This is a genomic window from uncultured Algibacter sp., from assembly GCF_947487575.1.
GTDB lineage: Bacteria > Bacteroidota > Bacteroidia > Flavobacteriales > Flavobacteriaceae > Algibacter_B.
Genome location: NZ_CANKXG010000007.1, coordinates 93,416 through 111,498, shown reverse-complemented (window position 1 = coordinate 111,498; position 18,083 = coordinate 93,416). Strand labels below are relative to the sequence as shown.

17 protein-coding genes are annotated in these 18,083 nt (G+C 32.7%); 7 read left to right on the top strand and 10 right to left on the bottom strand.

All coding sequences use genetic code 11. The features are described 5' to 3' along the window. Positions 1-52: 52 nt before the first annotated feature. Entirely contained in the window at positions 53-2,005 is a 1,953-nt protein-coding gene (locus Q0870_RS09170) for a T9SS type A sorting domain-containing protein (RefSeq protein WP_298554851.1), read from the bottom strand. 82 nt (positions 2,006-2,087) lie between these two features. After that, positions 2,088-2,957, bottom strand: coding sequence for a DUF4846 domain-containing protein (locus Q0870_RS09165; RefSeq protein WP_298554849.1), 870 nt, complete (start codon positions 2,955-2,957; stop codon positions 2,088-2,090). Between the two features lie 111 nt (positions 2,958-3,068). Between Q0870_RS09165 and Q0870_RS09160 the strand changes: the two genes are divergently transcribed. Next, positions 3,069-3,518 carry a Na(+)-translocating NADH-quinone reductase subunit F gene (locus tag Q0870_RS09160; protein ID WP_298554847.1) on the top strand — a complete coding sequence of 150 codons (450 nt, stop codon included), beginning with the start codon at positions 3,069-3,071 and terminating at the stop codon, positions 3,516-3,518. 135 nt (positions 3,519-3,653) lie between these two features. Here Q0870_RS09160 and nqrF read toward each other — a convergent pair whose 3' ends face one another. From nqrF to Q0870_RS09130, 6 genes are all read right to left on the bottom strand, one after another. Further along, positions 3,654-4,961: an NADH:ubiquinone reductase (Na(+)-transporting) subunit F gene (gene nqrF / locus Q0870_RS09155; RefSeq protein WP_298555225.1), complete on the bottom strand. Its 1,308-nt coding sequence runs from the start codon at positions 4,959-4,961 to the stop codon at positions 3,654-3,656. Positions 4,962-4,965: 4 nt separating this feature from the next. Beyond that, positions 4,966-5,688, bottom strand: coding sequence for an NADH:ubiquinone reductase (Na(+)-transporting) subunit E (gene nqrE / locus Q0870_RS09150; protein ID WP_298554845.1), 723 nt, complete (start codon positions 5,686-5,688; stop codon positions 4,966-4,968). Between the two features lie 66 nt (positions 5,689-5,754). Continuing rightward, positions 5,755-6,399 (bottom strand): NADH:ubiquinone reductase (Na(+)-transporting) subunit D, encoded by a 645-nt coding sequence (locus Q0870_RS09145; protein ID WP_298554843.1) that lies wholly within the window; start codon positions 6,397-6,399, stop codon positions 5,755-5,757. Position 6,400: 1 nt separating this feature from the next. Then, positions 6,401-7,147: a Na(+)-translocating NADH-quinone reductase subunit C gene (locus Q0870_RS09140; RefSeq protein WP_298554841.1), complete on the bottom strand. Its 747-nt coding sequence runs from the start codon at positions 7,145-7,147 to the stop codon at positions 6,401-6,403. A gap of 2 nt (positions 7,148-7,149) precedes the next feature. Further along, a complete protein-coding gene (locus Q0870_RS09135; RefSeq protein WP_298554840.1) occupies positions 7,150-8,388 on the bottom strand; it encodes an NADH:ubiquinone reductase (Na(+)-transporting) subunit B in 1,239 nt (412 codons plus the stop codon). Continuing rightward, positions 8,388-9,752: a Na(+)-translocating NADH-quinone reductase subunit A gene (locus Q0870_RS09130; RefSeq protein WP_298554838.1), complete on the bottom strand. Its 1,365-nt coding sequence runs from the start codon at positions 9,750-9,752 to the stop codon at positions 8,388-8,390. Before Q0870_RS09130 ends, Q0870_RS09135 begins: the two co-directional genes overlap by 1 nt. A 166-nt stretch (positions 9,753-9,918) precedes the next feature. Between Q0870_RS09130 and Q0870_RS09125 the strand changes: the two genes are divergently transcribed. Together Q0870_RS09125 and apaG are read left to right on the top strand one after the other, a co-directional pair. Then, positions 9,919-11,169 (top strand): type IX secretion system plug protein domain-containing protein, encoded by a 1,251-nt coding sequence (locus tag Q0870_RS09125; protein WP_298554836.1) that lies wholly within the window; start codon positions 9,919-9,921, stop codon positions 11,167-11,169. 169 nt (positions 11,170-11,338) lie between these two features. Continuing rightward, positions 11,339-11,725, top strand: a complete 387-nt coding sequence (gene apaG, locus Q0870_RS09120; protein ID WP_298554834.1) for a Co2+/Mg2+ efflux protein ApaG — start codon at positions 11,339-11,341, stop codon at positions 11,723-11,725. Between the two features lie 112 nt (positions 11,726-11,837). Here apaG and Q0870_RS09115 read toward each other — a convergent pair whose 3' ends face one another. Continuing rightward, positions 11,838-12,836: a DUF6695 family protein gene (locus Q0870_RS09115; RefSeq protein WP_298554831.1), complete on the bottom strand. Its 999-nt coding sequence runs from the start codon at positions 12,834-12,836 to the stop codon at positions 11,838-11,840. Beyond that, on the bottom strand, positions 12,829-13,551 hold the full coding sequence (locus Q0870_RS09110; protein WP_298554828.1) for an NRDE family protein: 723 nt from the start codon (positions 13,549-13,551) through the stop codon (positions 12,829-12,831). Before Q0870_RS09110 ends, Q0870_RS09115 begins: the two co-directional genes overlap by 8 nt. A 151-nt stretch (positions 13,552-13,702) precedes the next feature. Between Q0870_RS09110 and pruA the strand changes: the two genes are divergently transcribed. The 4 genes from pruA (at position 13,703) to Q0870_RS09090 (ending at position 18,072) form a co-directional block, all read left to right on the top strand. Further along, positions 13,703-15,331: an L-glutamate gamma-semialdehyde dehydrogenase gene (gene pruA / locus Q0870_RS09105; protein WP_298554826.1), complete on the top strand. Its 1,629-nt coding sequence runs from the start codon at positions 13,703-13,705 to the stop codon at positions 15,329-15,331. Positions 15,332-15,514: 183 nt separating this feature from the next. Continuing rightward, a complete protein-coding gene (locus Q0870_RS09100) occupies positions 15,515-16,153 on the top strand; it encodes a hypothetical protein (protein WP_298554823.1) in 639 nt (212 codons plus the stop codon). A gap of 324 nt (positions 16,154-16,477) precedes the next feature. Continuing rightward, the gene (locus tag Q0870_RS09095; protein WP_298554819.1) at positions 16,478-16,825 is read left to right on the top strand and encodes a YciI family protein; all 348 of its coding nucleotides are present in this window, start codon (positions 16,478-16,480) and stop codon (positions 16,823-16,825) included. Next, complete coding sequence (locus tag Q0870_RS09090) at positions 16,825-18,072, top strand: sigma-70 family RNA polymerase sigma factor (protein ID WP_298554816.1); 1,248 nt, start codon at positions 16,825-16,827, stop codon at positions 18,070-18,072. The genes Q0870_RS09095 and Q0870_RS09090 overlap by 1 nt, the downstream gene beginning before the upstream one ends. Positions 18,073-18,083 lie beyond the last annotated feature (11 nt).

Here is an 18,083-nt window from a genome sequence, read left to right as displayed (position 1 = left end):
CTATTTCTAGCAACTCTTTCTTAGAATTCATCTTGATAAAATACAATTAAATTTAGTTAGATATTACTATCCGTTTAGTTACTGTAGCATCTAAATTTTCATCTTCAATCTTAAAGAAATATAAACCTGTTTCAAGGTCATTAACAAAAATATTAATTTCATCAGCTTCAAATATTGAAGCTTTTACAACTTGTCCTAATTGATTAATTAGTTGCCAATTACCTTTACTAATCAAACTAGATTTTATATTTAAAACATTAATAGCTGGATTAGGATATATTGTTAATTCATCTAATATATTTTCTGAATTAGAAAGTGTAGCACCTGGTCCATTTAAATAAACCGAATTATTAAAACACTCCACGGTAAATGTATAGGGTGTACCACTAAAACTTGCAGAAACTGTTTCTGGAAGGTTACAAATAGAAATTGCAGTAGATGTTAAAATTTCAAAGCTCGCATCGTTTGCTGGCAAGTAACCTAATGTAACAATAACTTCTCCTTCTAGTATTGCATTTTCTGTAACTAAAACTTGGTCATATTGTGTGCCAGCAATAGTACCATCAATTTCAATCTCAAAAGTTGCTTCAGATGATGTTGTTAAATCTCCAACAACCGTTAAAATACCGGGAGAACTTCCCGGAGCAATTTCTCCATCTAGAACAAAGCCCTCTGGGAATTGAACATTTCCGCTACCTCCGTAGCTTCCTATATACTCTACGAGTTGTCCATCAATATATTCTTCAAATTCTCCTGTTTGCAAATCGCCATTTATAACCAATGTGCCAGATTCACTAATAATATCTCCATAATTTATAAATGTTGTTAAATTAATTGAAGAGCTACCAGTCCCTGCTGTTTTCTTAAGTTGACTTACAACACTAATAGTTAATTCATGTCTATCACCACTTGTATAACCTATACTAATATCATCTCCATTAATATTATAACTATTATAGTTAAACATCCTTACATAACCATCATTGATGTTTAAATCTCCTTGGTTGTGATTTATATCTTCAAAATAGGATATCATATAAAAATTAGTATCTAATTCTTTAGTCCCAGGTCCATCTAGAATTATATTTCCATAAGCTGTTATTCCAGATTGATTATTAGAGTCATTACTATAAATTTTACCCCCTTGCCATAAAAAAGTAGCGCCTTTATTAACAGAAACAAACTTATCAACAAGTAAATCACCATTTATTTCTAAAGTATTATTAGCTCCCAATATAATATTTTTAACAACCGTTACACCAGCCCCTTTTGTTCTTACATAGCCACCAGCACCTGGTTTATTAATTATAACTCTTGAATTTGCTGTTGGAACACCATTAGGATCCCAGTTGGCAGGATTATCCCAATCACTATCATTTCCCTCTCCATCCCATGAAGTAGAAGTTGTATAATTAATCCCTAGAACCTCTACACTTAAACCATAACCATCTGCACCACATTGAGCTGTTAATATGGTTTCAAAATCTGTATTAAAATTTTCATAAGGTGATGTTGAGGGACAAAATTGATGTTCACCTTCAATAACCTGGAAACTATCTCCTATTTGCGGTGCATATCCTAAAAAAATTAAATTCAATTTTCCAACAAAAGAAAAATATGAACATGTTACTTTTTTAAATAAATCAATATCTTGAACAATAACCTCAAAAGTACTTGACGCATCTACAATAAAATCTCCTGTAAGATTAAAATCTCCTTGCGTGAATAAGTGAGCGCCAAACCGTAACTCTAAAGTTCCATATTCTTGACTAAGAGGAATTGAGCCAAGACCATTAAAATACACAGAATATCCATCAATTAAAATATCATCACCTGATTCTGGCACCCCAGGAAGTGTGGGGTCTCCTCCTCTACGCCAATTTTCAGGATCTTCCCAAGCATCACTACCTCCTTCTCCTGTAAAAATCACCTGATTATAATCTTGCGCATTTAAGTTTGTAAATGCGAATGCAAAACACATTGTAAAAAGTATAATTCTTTTCATAATTAATAGCTTTAATTGTTATATATAATATAACATCAAAACAAATTAAAAATGTGAGCATTTTAATTAACAAGAAATAGGCTTATTTAAACCTTACAAACTTAGCACTCCCAAAAGTATAGTTAGAAACAGGTATAACTGCATCTTTTTTGAGTTGATACCATGGCGATATATTCGAGTCTTCAAGGTTTTTAACTAAATGTACACTCTGCGCAGGTGTATTACCCTGAAACAATAGAAATAATTTCTCCCCTTTACCATTTATAGCTTCATCACAAACCATTACAATATGCCCAGGCGAACCACCCTTAATGAGCATATCGCCAATTTTCAAGTCTTTAGCCGAATTAATTTTTGGAAGTTCATAATAAAGCGACAAAGTTCCTGAATACATATAAATTAAATTCAGATATTTATAGAAGTTTTCTTTTGAAGGATTACTTGAAGCGGTTTTATGAAACGACACTTTGTTACCCTTTATTTTTGGCCTGTAACCTTCAGCATATTGTTTCCATGAGCAATAATGCCCGCTTGTAAAATTGAATCCTATTTCATCTTTTCTATTTTTATCCCACAAGTATTCACTTCTAATTCTAATTAAAGCATCAGCACATTGTTGTAACCCATTCTTTGGCACAGGGATTTCAAGTATTCCAATGTGTCCACCTTGCCAAAAATAATTGGTATTATCATAATTAATTATTTTTGTTCCAAACGGTTTTAGCTTATAATTTCTTAAATATTCTTGAAATGATTGACTTGGATACACTACCCTTTTATAACCTTTGGGAAGATTAATTCTTGATTTTATTGTAAGGCTATCTTTATTAATTAAACTGGGTGTACTAATTCTAGTAGCGATAGTCTTAATAGAATTTTCAGTAGGTTTAAATTGAATAAATAAAACCAATAGCAACACTAATAAAACTAGAATTCTAAACGCATTTTTCATATAAAAACTAACGCTTAATTAGACTAACTTCTTACTTTATTATGAAAAATTTAAGAATTTATTCACTGATGAAATTCAGGTTTTCAGTAATTTTAAGTAAAAATCTAACTCATGAAGACTACTTCTCGTATAGAATCTGCTATAAAAAAACTATATATCGCTTTTCATAACAACACCTTAAATCCAGAGTGTTGTAAGCAATGTGCCGTAGGAAACATTTTAGATAATACCGATAGCTGGAAACATCTATCAGATTTTCATGGTAATTTAAAACTCAACTATGTAGGTATAATCCATCAAAACTTAGGCAGAAAATTTAATGGCTATTCCCCATTGGATTTACTTAAAATTGAAGCCTCCTTTTTACAAGGTTGTGGTTTTCAATTACCGCTTCATCATAAAAATTTTAAACCAAAAAATCCAACGGATAAGGATATTTTATTTAATGGTTTGTCCGAAGTAATCAAGCTTTTATGTGAATTGGATGGTGTTGCAAACGTGATGGATTACACGAAGCTATTTGAGGTTAAAAATAAAAAAGCTAAGTTTGAATTAGTTTAAAACATTTTAGAAATAAAGTCATAAAAAAACCAACTCGATAAGAGTTGGTTTTTAATATAATTTTGATTTGATTTAAAAGATTGCCACGCTTTGCTCGCAATGACCTAAATGAATAATATTCGCTTAGCAATCCGCCTAGCCTCCAAAGTCATCAAATCTGATGTGTTCATCTGGGATACCAAAATCTTCACCCATTTTCTGAACAGCTTTGTTCATTAATGGCGGCCCACAGAAATATAATTCAATATCTTCTGGCGACTCATGCTTGCTTAAATAGTTGTCAATCACACAATTGTGAATAAATCCAACAAATCCATCACCAGGTGCATCAATATCTTCTTTTACTTTCCAATTGTCTTCTTCCATAGGTTCGGATAATGCTAAGTAGAACTTAAAGTTTGGAAAATCTTTTTCTAATTTTTCAAAATGTTCTAAATAGAATAACTCACGTTTAGAACGTCCACCGTACCAATACGTAACTTTACGTCCAGTTTTTAAAGTTCTAAATAAATGGTATAAGTGTGAACGCATTGGTGCCATTCCTGCACCACCACCAACGTAAAGCATTTCACTATCAGACTCGTTGATAAAAAATTCACCATAAGGTCCTGAAATAGTTACTTTATCACCTGGTTTTTGATTAAAAATATAAGATGAAGCAATACCTGGATTAACATCCATCCATCCATTTTTAGCCCTATCCCATGGTGGACATGCCACACGAACGTTTAACATAATTTCGCGTCCTTCAGCAGGATAAGAAGCCATAGAATATGCTCTCTCAATAGTTTCTGTATTTTTCATTACTAAAGGCCATAAACCAAATTTGTCCCATTCTGTTTGAAATTTATCTGGTGTATCATGTTCTTCAGGATGCGCTGTAATATCCATATCTGAATACTTCACCTCGCATGGCGGAATTTCAATTTGAATATATCCACCTGCTTTGTAACCCATATCTTCAGGAATTTCAACAACAAACTCCTTAATAAATGAGGCTACATTATAGTTACGTACAACCGTAGCTTCCCATTTTTTAATACCAAATACTTCTTCCGGAATGGTAATATCCATGTCTTGTTTTACTTTTACCTGACATGATAAACGTGCACCATGTGCCAATTCTTTTCTAGAAAAGTGAGGTGTTTCAGTAGGCAAAGCTTCACCTCCACCAGATAGTACATGGCATTCACATTGAATACATGTTCCACCACCACCACAAGCTGATGGCAAAAATATTTTTTGAGCTCCTAAAGTAGATAATAAACTACCTCCAGATGCAACTTCTATTTCTCTTTCACCATTAATAGTGATTTTTACTGGACCAGATGGCGATAGTTTTTGTTTTACAAAAAGTAATAAACTAACAAGTACTAGCGTGATTATTAAAAACGCTACAACTGTTGCTATAACTGTTCCTGTTGTTCCTGCTGCTAAAATCATCATACTACTTAACTATTTTAGTGTTATCAGCTAATTCCTTAGCTTTTTCAGTTTCTAATTTCTCAACGTCTATGGCTGTTTCTGTGGCTGGTTGTTCTTCTTCTTCATCACCACCAGTTAACATCCCTCCAAAACTTAGAAAACCAATTCCCATAAGTCCTGTAATTATAAATGTAATTCCTAAACCTCTTAAAGGTGCTGGCACATTACTATATCTAATTTTTTCACGAATGGCTGCAATGGCTAAAATGGCTAAAAACCATCCAATACCAGAAGACACACCATAATTAAATGCTAAACCTAAAGTTTCAATTTCACGAGATTGCATAAATAATGACCCTCCTAAAATGGCACAGTTTACTGCAATAAGTGGTAAAAATATACCTAAAGAGTTATAAAGTGATGGTGAGAATTTCTCAACTACAATTTCTACCAATTGCACCATAGTTGCTATGGTTGCTATAAACATTATAAAAGAAAGAAAACTCAAATCGTAATCTACATATTCTTCTCCTAACCATTTTAAAGCTCCAGGTTGCAATAAATATTGATCCAATAACCAGTTTAAAGGCACTGTAATTGCCAATACAAATATTACAGCTGCACCAAGACCTACTGCTGTAGCAACTTTTTTAGATACTGCTAAGTATGAACACATACCTAAGAATACCGAAAACACCATATTATCAATAAAAATTGACTTAAAAAATAATTCTATGTGCTCCATTTTTTACTTTTTTTGTTTCATCTTAAATAAGCGAATATTTACTTAAGACTTCATACTGTTTACTAATTAATCCTCGATTAATGCTTTATTTCTACTGCGCTGTACCCAGATAATTAAACCTACAACTATTAACGCCATTGGCGGCATCAACATGAATCCGTTATTTTCGTAACCTATAGAGTATACTCCAGTTTTTTCGATTGCATCTCCTAGTACTGGAATACCAAATAAAGTTCCTGAACCTAAAAGTTCTCTAAAAAAACCAACGATTAAAAGAATAACTGCGTATCCTAAAGCATTACCTATACCATCAAGAAAAGATTTCCAAGGTCCATTTGCTAAAGCGAAAGCTTCAAAACGTCCCATAATGATACAGTTTGTAATAATTAATCCTACAAATACAGCCAAAGTTTTACTTAATTCGTATTGATAAGCTTTTAATACTTGATCTACAATAATTACCAAAGCAGCAACCACAATAAGTTGCACAATGATTCTAATTTTTGAAGGAATAATATTTCTCATTAAAGAAATTACCACATTACCAATTCCTAATACAAACATTACAGCTATACCCATTACTAGAGAAGCTTTAAGTTCAGCAGTGATTGCTAATGCAGAACAAATGCCTAATACTTGAATAGTAATTGGGTTATTATCTGCTAACGGGTCTGTTATTAACTTTGCGTCTTTTTTTGAAAGTAGTCCCATATTATTTTAAATTTTTAAAGTAAGGTAAATACAGTTTTAAATCAGCTTTAATCATTGCCGAAATACCATCACCAGTTATTGTTGCTCCAGCTAAGGCATCTACTTCATGATCATCTTTAATTAAGTTTTTAGGATCATTGTTCCCTTTTGCAACAGCAATACCTTTAAAAGTACCGTTATCTGAAAGTAATCGTTCTCCTGTAAAATCATCCATAAAGAAACGCTGGTTAATATTTGCTCCTAAACCAGGGGTTTCACCAGCATGATCAAAAAATGCGCCTTGAACAACCATATCTTTATCTAAAGCTATATAAGCCCAAACAGCATCCCAAAGCCCTTTACCTCTAATTGGAGCAATATAAAATGTTTTACCATCTTTCTCTCCAACAAATAACGGCAAACGTCTTGTTTCTCCATTTTTAGCTTTTGCTTGTTCCTTTTTAACATCAATTAAATAAGCTTCAGTATCTTCTTCTGAACCACCATTTGTATCAATAACTAATTGTTTTTTTATATATTTTGAAAACGCTTCAGCAACTTTATCTGTAGAGATAAATTCTCTACTTGTTCCTTCATTTTCATTTACCCCCATAGCATACAGAATATTCTGCTGCTTTTCCATACGTTTATTTTCAGTAATTGCAGGTTTTAATGATGATGCTGTAAACGCTAACAATGAGCCTACTATTAATACCATTGCTACAGCAAATAGTATTGTATATGAATTTTTATCTGTATTAACTGCCATAATTATGCTGTTTTAACTTTTAAACGTTTCATCCTTTTTTTCACGTTTCCTTGAACCACATAATGGTCAATAGTTGGTGCAAATACATTCATTAATAGAATAGCTAACATAACACCTTCTGGATATGCTGGGTTAAATACACGAATCATAATTGATATAAAACCAACTAAGAAACCGTATATCCATTTTCCTTTATTTGTTTGTGATGCCGTTACTGGATCAGTAGCCATAAATACAGTACCAAAAGCAAAACCACCAATAAGTAAGTGATGCCAGAATGTTGTATTCATTAATCCATAAAATTTACTGCTTTCAGAAATCATTCCCGAATCTGCAACAAAATTAAAAATAAGCCCCATTACAATAGCCCCCATTACTGAGGATAACATAATTCTCCAACTTCCAATTTTAGAAAAGATTAAGAACAATCCTCCTAATAGAATTAATAGTGTTGATGTTTCACCAATTGAACCTGGAATAAACCCTAAAAATGCATTCCAAATATCTGTAGTAGTATCAATCATACTGGAATTATTCTGAGCTAAACTACCCAATATAGTTTCACCAGAAATAGCATCAGGTTGAGCTCCTGCTGCTAAATCTTGAACTCTAGGATCAGCTCCATGAACCCAAACCTTATCACCACTCATCCATGTTGGATAAGCAAAGAATAAAAAGGCTCTAATAGTTAATGCTGGATTAAGAATGTTCATTCCAGTACCTCCAAAAACTTCTTTACCAATAACAACACCAAAGATAACAGCAACTGCAAGCATCCATAATGGGATATCTACAGGTACAATAAGTGGTACTAACATTCCTGTTACTAAATACCCTTCTTCAACTTCATGTTTATTAATAATGGCGAATATAAATTCTATTCCTAGACCTACACCATAGGATACAATTACCAATGGAATAATTTTCCAGAAACCAACCATGAAATTATCAAGCGTCCAAAACTCAGCACTAAAAAAGCTTCCAGCTACTGCTTGAATTTCACCTAAAGCTAAATGATGTTGGTAACCCGCATTAAACATACCAAATAATAAACATGGCACCATAGCCATAATTACTGTATTCATGGTACGTTTTAAATCGTCGGCTGCTTTAATGTGAGTTCCATTATGTGTGGTCTCATCTGGCAAGTATAAAAAGGTATGGATTGCATTAAATGCAGGTGCCATTTTTTTACTTCTATACTTTCTTTTTAAAACGTGTAATTTATTTTTTAAACTCATTACCCTATCTCTTTTAACATTAAGTCTAAACCTTCTCGTATTATTTTTTGATGTGGTTGCTTAGACACACATACAAATTCTGTTAATGCGAAATCTTCTGGAGCAACCTCATACATACCCAAAGCTTCCATCTCATCTAAATCTTGATACATACAAGCCTTTAAAATCTGCATTGGAAAAATATCCAATGGAAAAACCTCTTCGTAGGTTCCTGTAGTAACAAATGCTCTATGCTCACCATTTGTATTGGTATTTAAGTCGTACTTTTTCTTAGGATTCAACCAAGAAAACGTCATGGCTCTAGATGTCGATATTTTATTAAAAACTGGTTTATTCCAACCAAATAACTCATAATCATCACCTTCTGGAATTACAGTAATTACATTACTATAATAATCTAAACTTCCACTTGGTTGTATTTCTTTTCCTGACAAAACATTACCTGAAATAATGCGATAATCACTACTTCTAGCATCTTTAGAAACACCTTTATCATAAATTAAAGTAGCAATTTCACTACCAGCAATTGTTTTAAAATATCTTGGTTTTTCAACAGAAGAACCAGCTAAAGCTACAATACGCTCTGCATTAAATTTTCCAGTTAAAAGCAACTCGCCAATAATAACTAAGTCTTGTGGACTAACTGTCCAAACAACTTCGCCTTTATTAACTGGGTCAATTTTATTAATTAGTGTCCCTACATTTCCTGATGGATGTGGTCCAGAAACTTTATGCAAAGTAATACCTTTTAAACCTGCAAGTGGTGAATTTCCATTGTTACCAACAGATACATGCACGCTACCTTCAGTTAATTTACCTAAAGCTGAAACTGCAGCTTGCAATTCCACTTCTTTTCCTTGTAAGGTAAAATCTAAATCGGCTGCCAATGGTGCGCTAGCATATCCTGAAACAAATATTGCTTTTGGTGATTTCTCAGGGTTTGCAATCACATCATACGGACGCTGTTTTACAAATGGCCAACATCCAGAAGCTAACAAATGTGCTTTAATAGCATCTGGTTTTGAAGCATCAATATCAAACTTTCCAAAGTCTTCAAATGTTTGTGCTTTATCAGCCTCTATTTTAATGGCATCAATGCGTCTTTTAGGCCCTCTAACTACCTCAACTATTTTCCCAGAAACTGGTGATAAAAATTTTATCAATTCTTGAGATTTATCGAAAAACAAAGTCCCTCCAGCTTTAACTGAGGTTCCTTCTTTTGCAACAAGTTTTGGTATAACACCATGAAAATCTTCTGGTCTTACGGTGCAGTAGTTACTGATAACCGCTTGTTCAACGGTTTTTTCAGCTTCACCAATAAGTTTAATGTCCAGACCTTTTTTAATACGAATGTCGTTTGACATATTTATTTTATTGAAATTAGTTGTCTAAAAATCGGTGCAAAAATACAAATTAAATATACAGTTTTCATAATAAATTAAGTTTAATTTTATACGCAAACGTTTGCTTAAATTTTCATTATATTTTTTAGGCATTAAATTTGATTATATTTACAAAAAACACATGCTAATGTCTTTCAGATTTTTCTTAAAATGGTTTTGTTTTATTGCAACTGGGTTTGTTTATGCTCAAGTAGCAGAGGTAAATCCTCCTGATTATATAAAGTCAATCACTTTTAAAAGTAATAATAGTAATTTAGGAGAATTACCAATAATCGAATTAGGTGAAGCGTTTTACCTAGAATTTGATGCTCTTGTTTCAGAAGAACCCGATTTTTATTATAAAATTGAACATTACGATTATAATTGGAAGAAATCTGTTCTCGTAAAACCAGAGTTTATGTTAGGTGTTGATAATTTTAGAATTCAAGACTACACAAACTCGTTTAATACGTTTCAAATGTATTCGCATTACAAGCTATCTATACCTAATCAACAAACAAAACGCTTAAAAGTATCTGGCAATTATATTATTTCAATTTATGACTCCTATGGCGACCTAGTTTTTTCAAGAAAATTCATGATTTTTGAAAATATAGTTACTCCTGGTATTGCCATTAAAAGATCACGAGATGTAAGCAACATAGAAACCACTCAAACTGTAGATATCGAAATTGCTACTAATAGACAAATAAACAACCCACAGCAAACAGTAAAAACATTAATCATTCAAAACAGGAACTTAAACACTTCCATATCAAACCTAAAGCCACAATACACCATTGGCAATAAACTAATTTATAGATACATTAAAGAAACCTCGTTTCCTGCAGGAAACGAATATCTGTTTTTTGAAACTAAAGATGTAAGAGCAGCAACAAACCGCGTACAATCAATAGCTTTAGAAGATATTTATCAATCGTTTTTATATACTGATATTGCAAGAAATAATTTACCCTATACCTACAATCCTGATATTAATGGACAATTTAAAATTGTGGCCATTGACAGGGATGACGTTTCTATTGAAGCAGATTATGTACAAGTTCACTTTTCCTTAAAACTTCCAGAGTTAATTAACGGAGAAAACATTTATGTTTATGGGAATTACAATAATTATGCGCTAGAAGATTATAACAAAATGGTCTTCAATCCGCAGTATGGAATTTATGAAACCAGTATAAAACTAAAACAAGGGTTTTATAATTATAAATATGTTAAAGTTAACAAAAACGAAATCCTTAACGAAGGCGCCATAAGCGGTAACTTTTGGCAAACAGAAAACAATTATAAAGTTTTAGTTTATTACAGAGATTTGGGTGCGCGTTATGACAGAATTATTGGTTTTAACGAAATTTCATCCATCAATATTTCAAATTAAGTAGCATTAAATACTCAATAAGCTAGTATTAACAATCGCTTAAATAGATATTTAGCAATTATTGCGGGTTAAAAATGCATTTCATCTAATTTTTCCATCAAACACGTTAAAATTTACGTTAACCACTTAATATTTATTATTTTAGCACACGTTAATACTTTGCACATCAATGGTTCAACAGGTTACAAAAGGCATAAAAATCTCGGTCGAAACTACTTTCGAGGGTTCGTTTTATAAAAACTATAAAATACAGTACGCCTTTGGATATACCGTAACTATCGAAAACCAAAGCAAAGATTCTGTGCAACTCAATGCACGCCATTGGGAAATTCTAGATGCCTTAAACAACATCGAAACTGTTTCTGGCGAAGGCGTTATAGGTAAAAAACCTGTACTTAAACCAGGTGAATCTCACACCTACACATCAGGTTGTTTATTAACCTCACCGTTTGGCGCTATGCAAGGGCATTACAATATGGTAAACTTTACAACTACCAAAAAATTTCAAGTTACTATCCCAACATTTAAGCTGAGCGCACCTTTTGCAATAAACTAGGTTTTTTATTTGGGCGTTACCACACAAGGGTCGGGCTTTTCGTTACAAGTCCTCCTCGCTGGTACCTCGCTGTGGACTTTCCTCTTCTATCTCTAACGCATAAGTAACACGTTTAAAATTCAAACTTTCGTTCAAACCTAAAAACTTTCTCATTCTGTTTCACATGAAAGAACTTACAATTAGAATAATGGATAAATTCAAATTCTAAATCGTAATCAAAAGAATCATCTTCAACAATAAAAGTATCATGTACATCAATATTCCCGTAAGGAGATATACGCTTAAAATGATATTCTACATCATGATCTGTTTTATGTAACTCAAACCAAGCCCCAGCGGCAATACCAGAAAGCCATTGTGCTCTTTCATGTAAACCATCAACAGGTTTAGGTTTTTGAGTTCCGACCAAATTAACTTCATGGTCTTTCAGTCTATCTAAAAAACAACGCAAGTTTTCACTCTTTTGAGAACCTTCAAATTTAGATATCAAACCAGTTTCTGAAATGGTATAAGAATGGTTTTCAGTATCAGCAAGCAACACGTTACCAACTGTACTTGGCGTAAACCATTTAGAATTTTCAAGGTTCTTTTTTATCTTAGAATCTGTTACGCAAGCAATTAAAGTATCTGTTACAAAACGTGCACAATTACAAGCATCTTTAATAAACGCTGCATACCTTATAAAATGTTTATTTTGCATTTTAGTAATATGTGTTCGCGCTTTTTGGTAATTAACAGTTTTACAAACCGAAGCCACCAATTTCCCATCACCATGCGTAAGTTTTGGATGTGTGCCGAGAAACTCAAGAATAGTATCTAAATTAGAAATTGTATCATTTTCAATTTCAGCTTTAATCGGAAAATGTAATTCATTATCAGTATCACGACCTCTTACGCGTCCGTTAGGCTCAGAAGTTATATAACGTCCAAAATCATGGTATTCTAAAACACCAGTTTCTTTATCAATCAAAACCAAAGCAGCATGACCAGCACGTAAATAATCCTTTTTTCCAACGCCTAAAAACCTTAAAAAAGGAGAAAACCATTCTTCAGAAACCATAACAATAGTATCTGGATATGCCAATGTTAAAATAATACCTGTATTATCCATTAACTACCTCTGGAAGGTTGAAGGTTTTAGTAGTAATTGTTTCTTTCTCAATATTCTCATAGCGCATACTTATATCACTTCCTTGCTTTTTAACTTGTGTAATACTTGTTGTTTTTACAAAACCACGATTCATGATAATGCCATATTCCATATTTTCAACATCCTTTTTTTTATGAAAATTCAAAAGCGATTCAGCATTCAAACCATTTAAAGCTTCAAAATTTTCAAACCATTGCTGACGCTCTCTTTGCATTCCTTCAAAATATAGTGTTGAAGATGACCAAATTCGCGAATCAAAAGGTAATTTAATAAAATGCTTGTATTTACCATCCCAAACAAGTTCGTAGAATTTCAATCCATTATTCCAATCTGCAATTACAATGGTAAACGGTTCAATATTATCAAGGTTATAACCTTCAACAGTTTCAACTATATTATTTGAAACCATAAAATCGTTGGCCACAATACCTCTACTTTTCCTATAACTTGATTGCCTTTCATGTTTAACAAAACCACCATTTAAAACACATATCACACGGTTTTTTTCACTTACACCAATCCAAGTGCCTCCCATTTTATCCTTTGGAAACAACAATTTAGTATCCTCAATAGTATAAAAATCTGGAACTAAAGATACTCTTTCTGGTGATTCATCCCTATTTGTTGTTAACACAAAATCATTATTACCAACGGGAATTATTGTAACTGTACACATACAAAACGTAGTCTTAAAACGCTTTGGCAACTTACAAAAAATAAATAAAATTTAACGCGCTTTTAAGAACTGTAAAATTTAAATTATCATTTAATAATTCGTAAATTTGTAGCACATTTACTGAAAATTCAATAACAAAAAATCAAATATTATGGGAAAAGGCTTTTTTAATGTGCCAGTTGCGGTTAATGAACCTGTAAAATCTTATGCTCCTGGATCACCAGAACGCGATGCAGTTTTAAAGACTTATAGAGCTATGTTTAATAGCAAAACTGATGTTCCTTTATATATTAATGGTGAGGATGTAAAAACTGGAAACACCAGAACCATGTCTCCACCGCATAACCACCAACACATTGTTGGAACATATCATTTAGCTGAACAATCGCATGTTGAAGATGCTATTTCTACCGCTTTAGAAGCTAGAAAAACATGGTCTCAAATACCATGGGAACAACGTGCAGGTATCTTTTTAAAAGCAGCCGAACTTATTGCTGGCCCATATAGAGCTAAAATAAACGCTGCTACTATGATTGCGCAATCTAAAACCATCCACCAAGCAGAAATTGATGCTGCTTGTGAGTTTATAGATTTTTTACGTTTTAATGTTCAGTTTATGACCGACATTTACATGGAACAACCAGAAAGCACAAATGATGCTTGGAATAGAATAGAATACCGTCCGTTAGAAGGTTTTACTTATGCCGTAACACCTTTTAACTTTACTGCCATTGCTGGAAATTTACCAGCATGCATGGCTTTAATGGGTAATGTTGTAGTTTGGAAACCTAGTGATAGCCAAGTATATTCTGCAAAAGTAATTATGGATGTATTTGAAGAAGCTGGCGTGCCTCCTGGTGTAATTAATGTTGTGTTTGGTGACCCAGTGATGATTACAAATACAGTAATGGCTAGTCCAGATTTTTCTGGTTTACACTTTACGGGTTCTACGTTCATATTTAAAGAACTTTGGAAGCAAATTGGAAACAACATCCACAATTATAAAACTTACCCAAGAATTGTTGGAGAAACTGGCGGAAAAGATTTTATTGTTGCTCACAAATCAGCTAATGCAAAACAAGTGGCTACAGCAATAGTTCGTGGCGCTTTCGAATTTCAAGGACAAAAATGTAGTGCAGCATCAAGGGCTTATATTCCAAAAAGCTTATGGAGTGATGTAAAGAAATTTGTTTTGAAAGATGTTAAGTCACTAAAAATGGGTTCTCCTGAAGATATGAGTAATTTTATTACTGCTGTTATACATGAAGGTTCTTTTGATAAATTAGCTAAATTTATTGATGGCGCAAAAGCGGATACTGATGCAAACATTATTGCCGGTGGTAATTACGATAAAAGTAAAGGGTATTTTATTGAACCTACTGTAATTCTTGCCAAAGACCCAAAATACACCACCATGCGTACAGAGCTTTTTGGCCCTGTAATTACTATTTATGTTTATGAAGATGACGCTTACGCGGAAACTTTAAAACTTGTTGATGAAACTAGCGAATATGCTTTAACAGGTGCCATTATATCAAAAGACAGATATGCCGTTACACAAGCTACGGAGGCCTTACAAAACGCTGCTGGAAATTTCTATATTAATGACAAACCAACAGGAGCTGTTGTAGGACAACAACCATTTGGAGGAGCAAGGGCATCAGGAACAAACGATAAAGCAGGTAGTGCTCAAAACTTATTACGTTGGGTATCGCCTAGAATGATTAAAGAAACTTTTGTTACACCAACGGATTATAGATATCCATTTTTGGGAGAATAAATCTCTTAAACGAGAAACTATAGATTTATAAAAGAGGCTGTCTAAATTTAGACAGTCTCTTTTTTTATGAAACACACACTTTGCTTTGTAAGAAAAATTAGCTAACTTCGTTTAACACTTGATAAAAAACATTGAAACGATTTTTTATCAGTGGAACATTGTGGTACATACAAGCTAAACGAAATGGTAAATAAAATTAAAGTATCTTTTTCTGTTATACTAATTTTAACAATAATCGGGTGTCGAAACACTGACAAAAAAGAAAAAGAGTCAACACAAAAAGAAACGACCTTGGTTCAAATGGAATTTGGAAAGTGGAATAGACAAAATGATAGTCTAGGCGTTGAATTAAACGTTAATAATTTCGAAAACTGGATTGACCTAATTAATCGAATTGAAAAAATAATCTGTAATGATAGTATACCGAAAATAACTTCAACAACAGACGGTAAAATTAAAACCATTTATTTCAGAAACACTTGTCTGAAAGAAGATTCTATTAGATTTATCAAACTTAAAAATGCAATTGGAATCTATAATAATAAGATTAGTAAAAACAATGAATCTGGTATTTCTTTAGATAATTTAGAGAATGTTTTAAAAAAAGATATTGAAAATAATGGGAAAAATTTAGACTTAAGTGAAAGCTCAGAAAAGCTAACGATATGTATTCAGTATGATGATAAAAATGAATTTAATAATCTGCCTAACATCTTAAATCAACTTACAGAAACTTATTATCGAATTACAAACAAAAGGGATTTGAAAATACTTTTAATTGATGAAAACTATTTTAGTCCACCATCAAGGCCAAAAGATTAAATTTAGTGATTACAAACTTAAGATGTGTATAATTCATTGCTTAGGCAAGTACTTATTTGAAAAATTCCCTCGGAATTTTATCGCGTTTGTTTTTGTTTACTAAATTAGTTACTTAACCATGCAACTAAATCATACTTAACAACGTTAAACGAACTTCCCGAATAATTAAAGCGTTTTTAATCATTTCCTTTTTTCGCGCTAAAGATTGAAGCAGCACCCATTATTGAAGTAACACCTAAATAAAAATAAATTAAATTTGAAAAACCTGTCCCCTTTTATATTTTGGCAAACGTCTTACAGGTATAAACTTTAAAATATATAATTATGAAAGAATTTATGATGATTTTTACCGGAGCCGATTACACTGATTTAGGATTATCCCCTGAAGAATTACAAACCAGAATGGAAAAATGGTTTGCTTGGGGCAACAAAATGCAAGAACAAGGCATTTTAAAAGGAGGAGAAGCTTTAACACCACAGATAAGAAGGGTGGTTGGCAAAAACAGAACGGTTACTGATTTAACTTCGGCTGAAGTAAAGGAAATAGTTGGAGGTTATTACACCGTACAGGCCAAAAACTTTGATGACGTTGTTATAATTGCAGAAGATTATCCAGACTACGATTTGGATGGCACTGTAGAAATTCGTGAAATCATGGTATTTGACCGCTAATGGAAACTAAACTTATAGACCATCTTTTTCGCCACCATAGCGGAAAGATGGTTTCTGTTTTAACTCGAATTTTCGGGTTAAAGTATCTTAATATCATAGAAGATGCGGTACAAGACACTTTTATAAAAGCAAGTTTAAGTTGGAGAAACAAACAACCTGAAAATCCAGAAGCTTGGTTAATTAAAGCTGCCAAAAATAGAGTTATTGATATTTTTAGAAAATTAAAAACCGAGCAAAATTACCTACCAAACATTAATCAAGGCACAGATAGTATTGCCATAAACGATTTGTTTTTAGACACGGAAATTGAGGATGCCCAACTGCGTATGATTTTTACAGCATGCCACCCAAAACTAGACCCAAGAGACAGAATTTCGTTTGCTTTAAAAACGGTTTCGGGGTTTAACATAAAAGAAATAGCATCGGCGTTACTTACCAAAGATGAGACTGTAAAAAAACGTTTGTTTCGAGCTAGAAAAGCAATTCAGAATTCAGATATTAAATTTAAAATTCCTCAAGGGAAATCACTTAAAATTCGCTTAGAAAGTGTTATGGAAGTGTTATACCTTATTTTTAATGAAGGTTTTCATTCCAACAAAAAAGAAAAATTAGTTAGAAAAGAGCTGTGTGGCGAAGCCATTAGATTAACTCAAATGCTCTTAAAAAACAAGCTTACCAGAACACCTGATGTTTATGCGTTGTGTGCCCTAATGTGCTTTCATGCATCACGATTAGAAACTAAAACCAATTCTGCAAATGAACTTCTGGATTTAAAAACTCAAGATAGAAGCAAGTGGTATTTTCCATTAATCAAATTAGGAAACACCATGATGAATAAAGCTGTTGAATACTCTGAGTTTTCTTGCTATCACTATGAAGCCGCCATTGCTGCCGAACATTTACGTGTTTCTCGATTTGAAGATACAAACTGGGAAAAAATTCACTATTGGTATCAATGCTTAAACATAATACAACCCAGCCCAATTCATGTTTTAACCATGGCTGTAGTGTGCATGCAAAAGAAAGATTACGACCTTGCAAAAAATCATTTAAGAAATATAAAACCTAAAGATTTTGAACAGCGTGCCTATTTATTTTATGCCACCAAATCAGATTATTATGCAAACATTAACGAAATAAACAAAGCCATTAAATACATTGATTTGGCCTTAGATACGGTTACAAATACGCTTGAAAAACAATATTTAACAAAAAAAAGGATTGGCTTACTTAATAAAACTTGGTAATCACTGACACT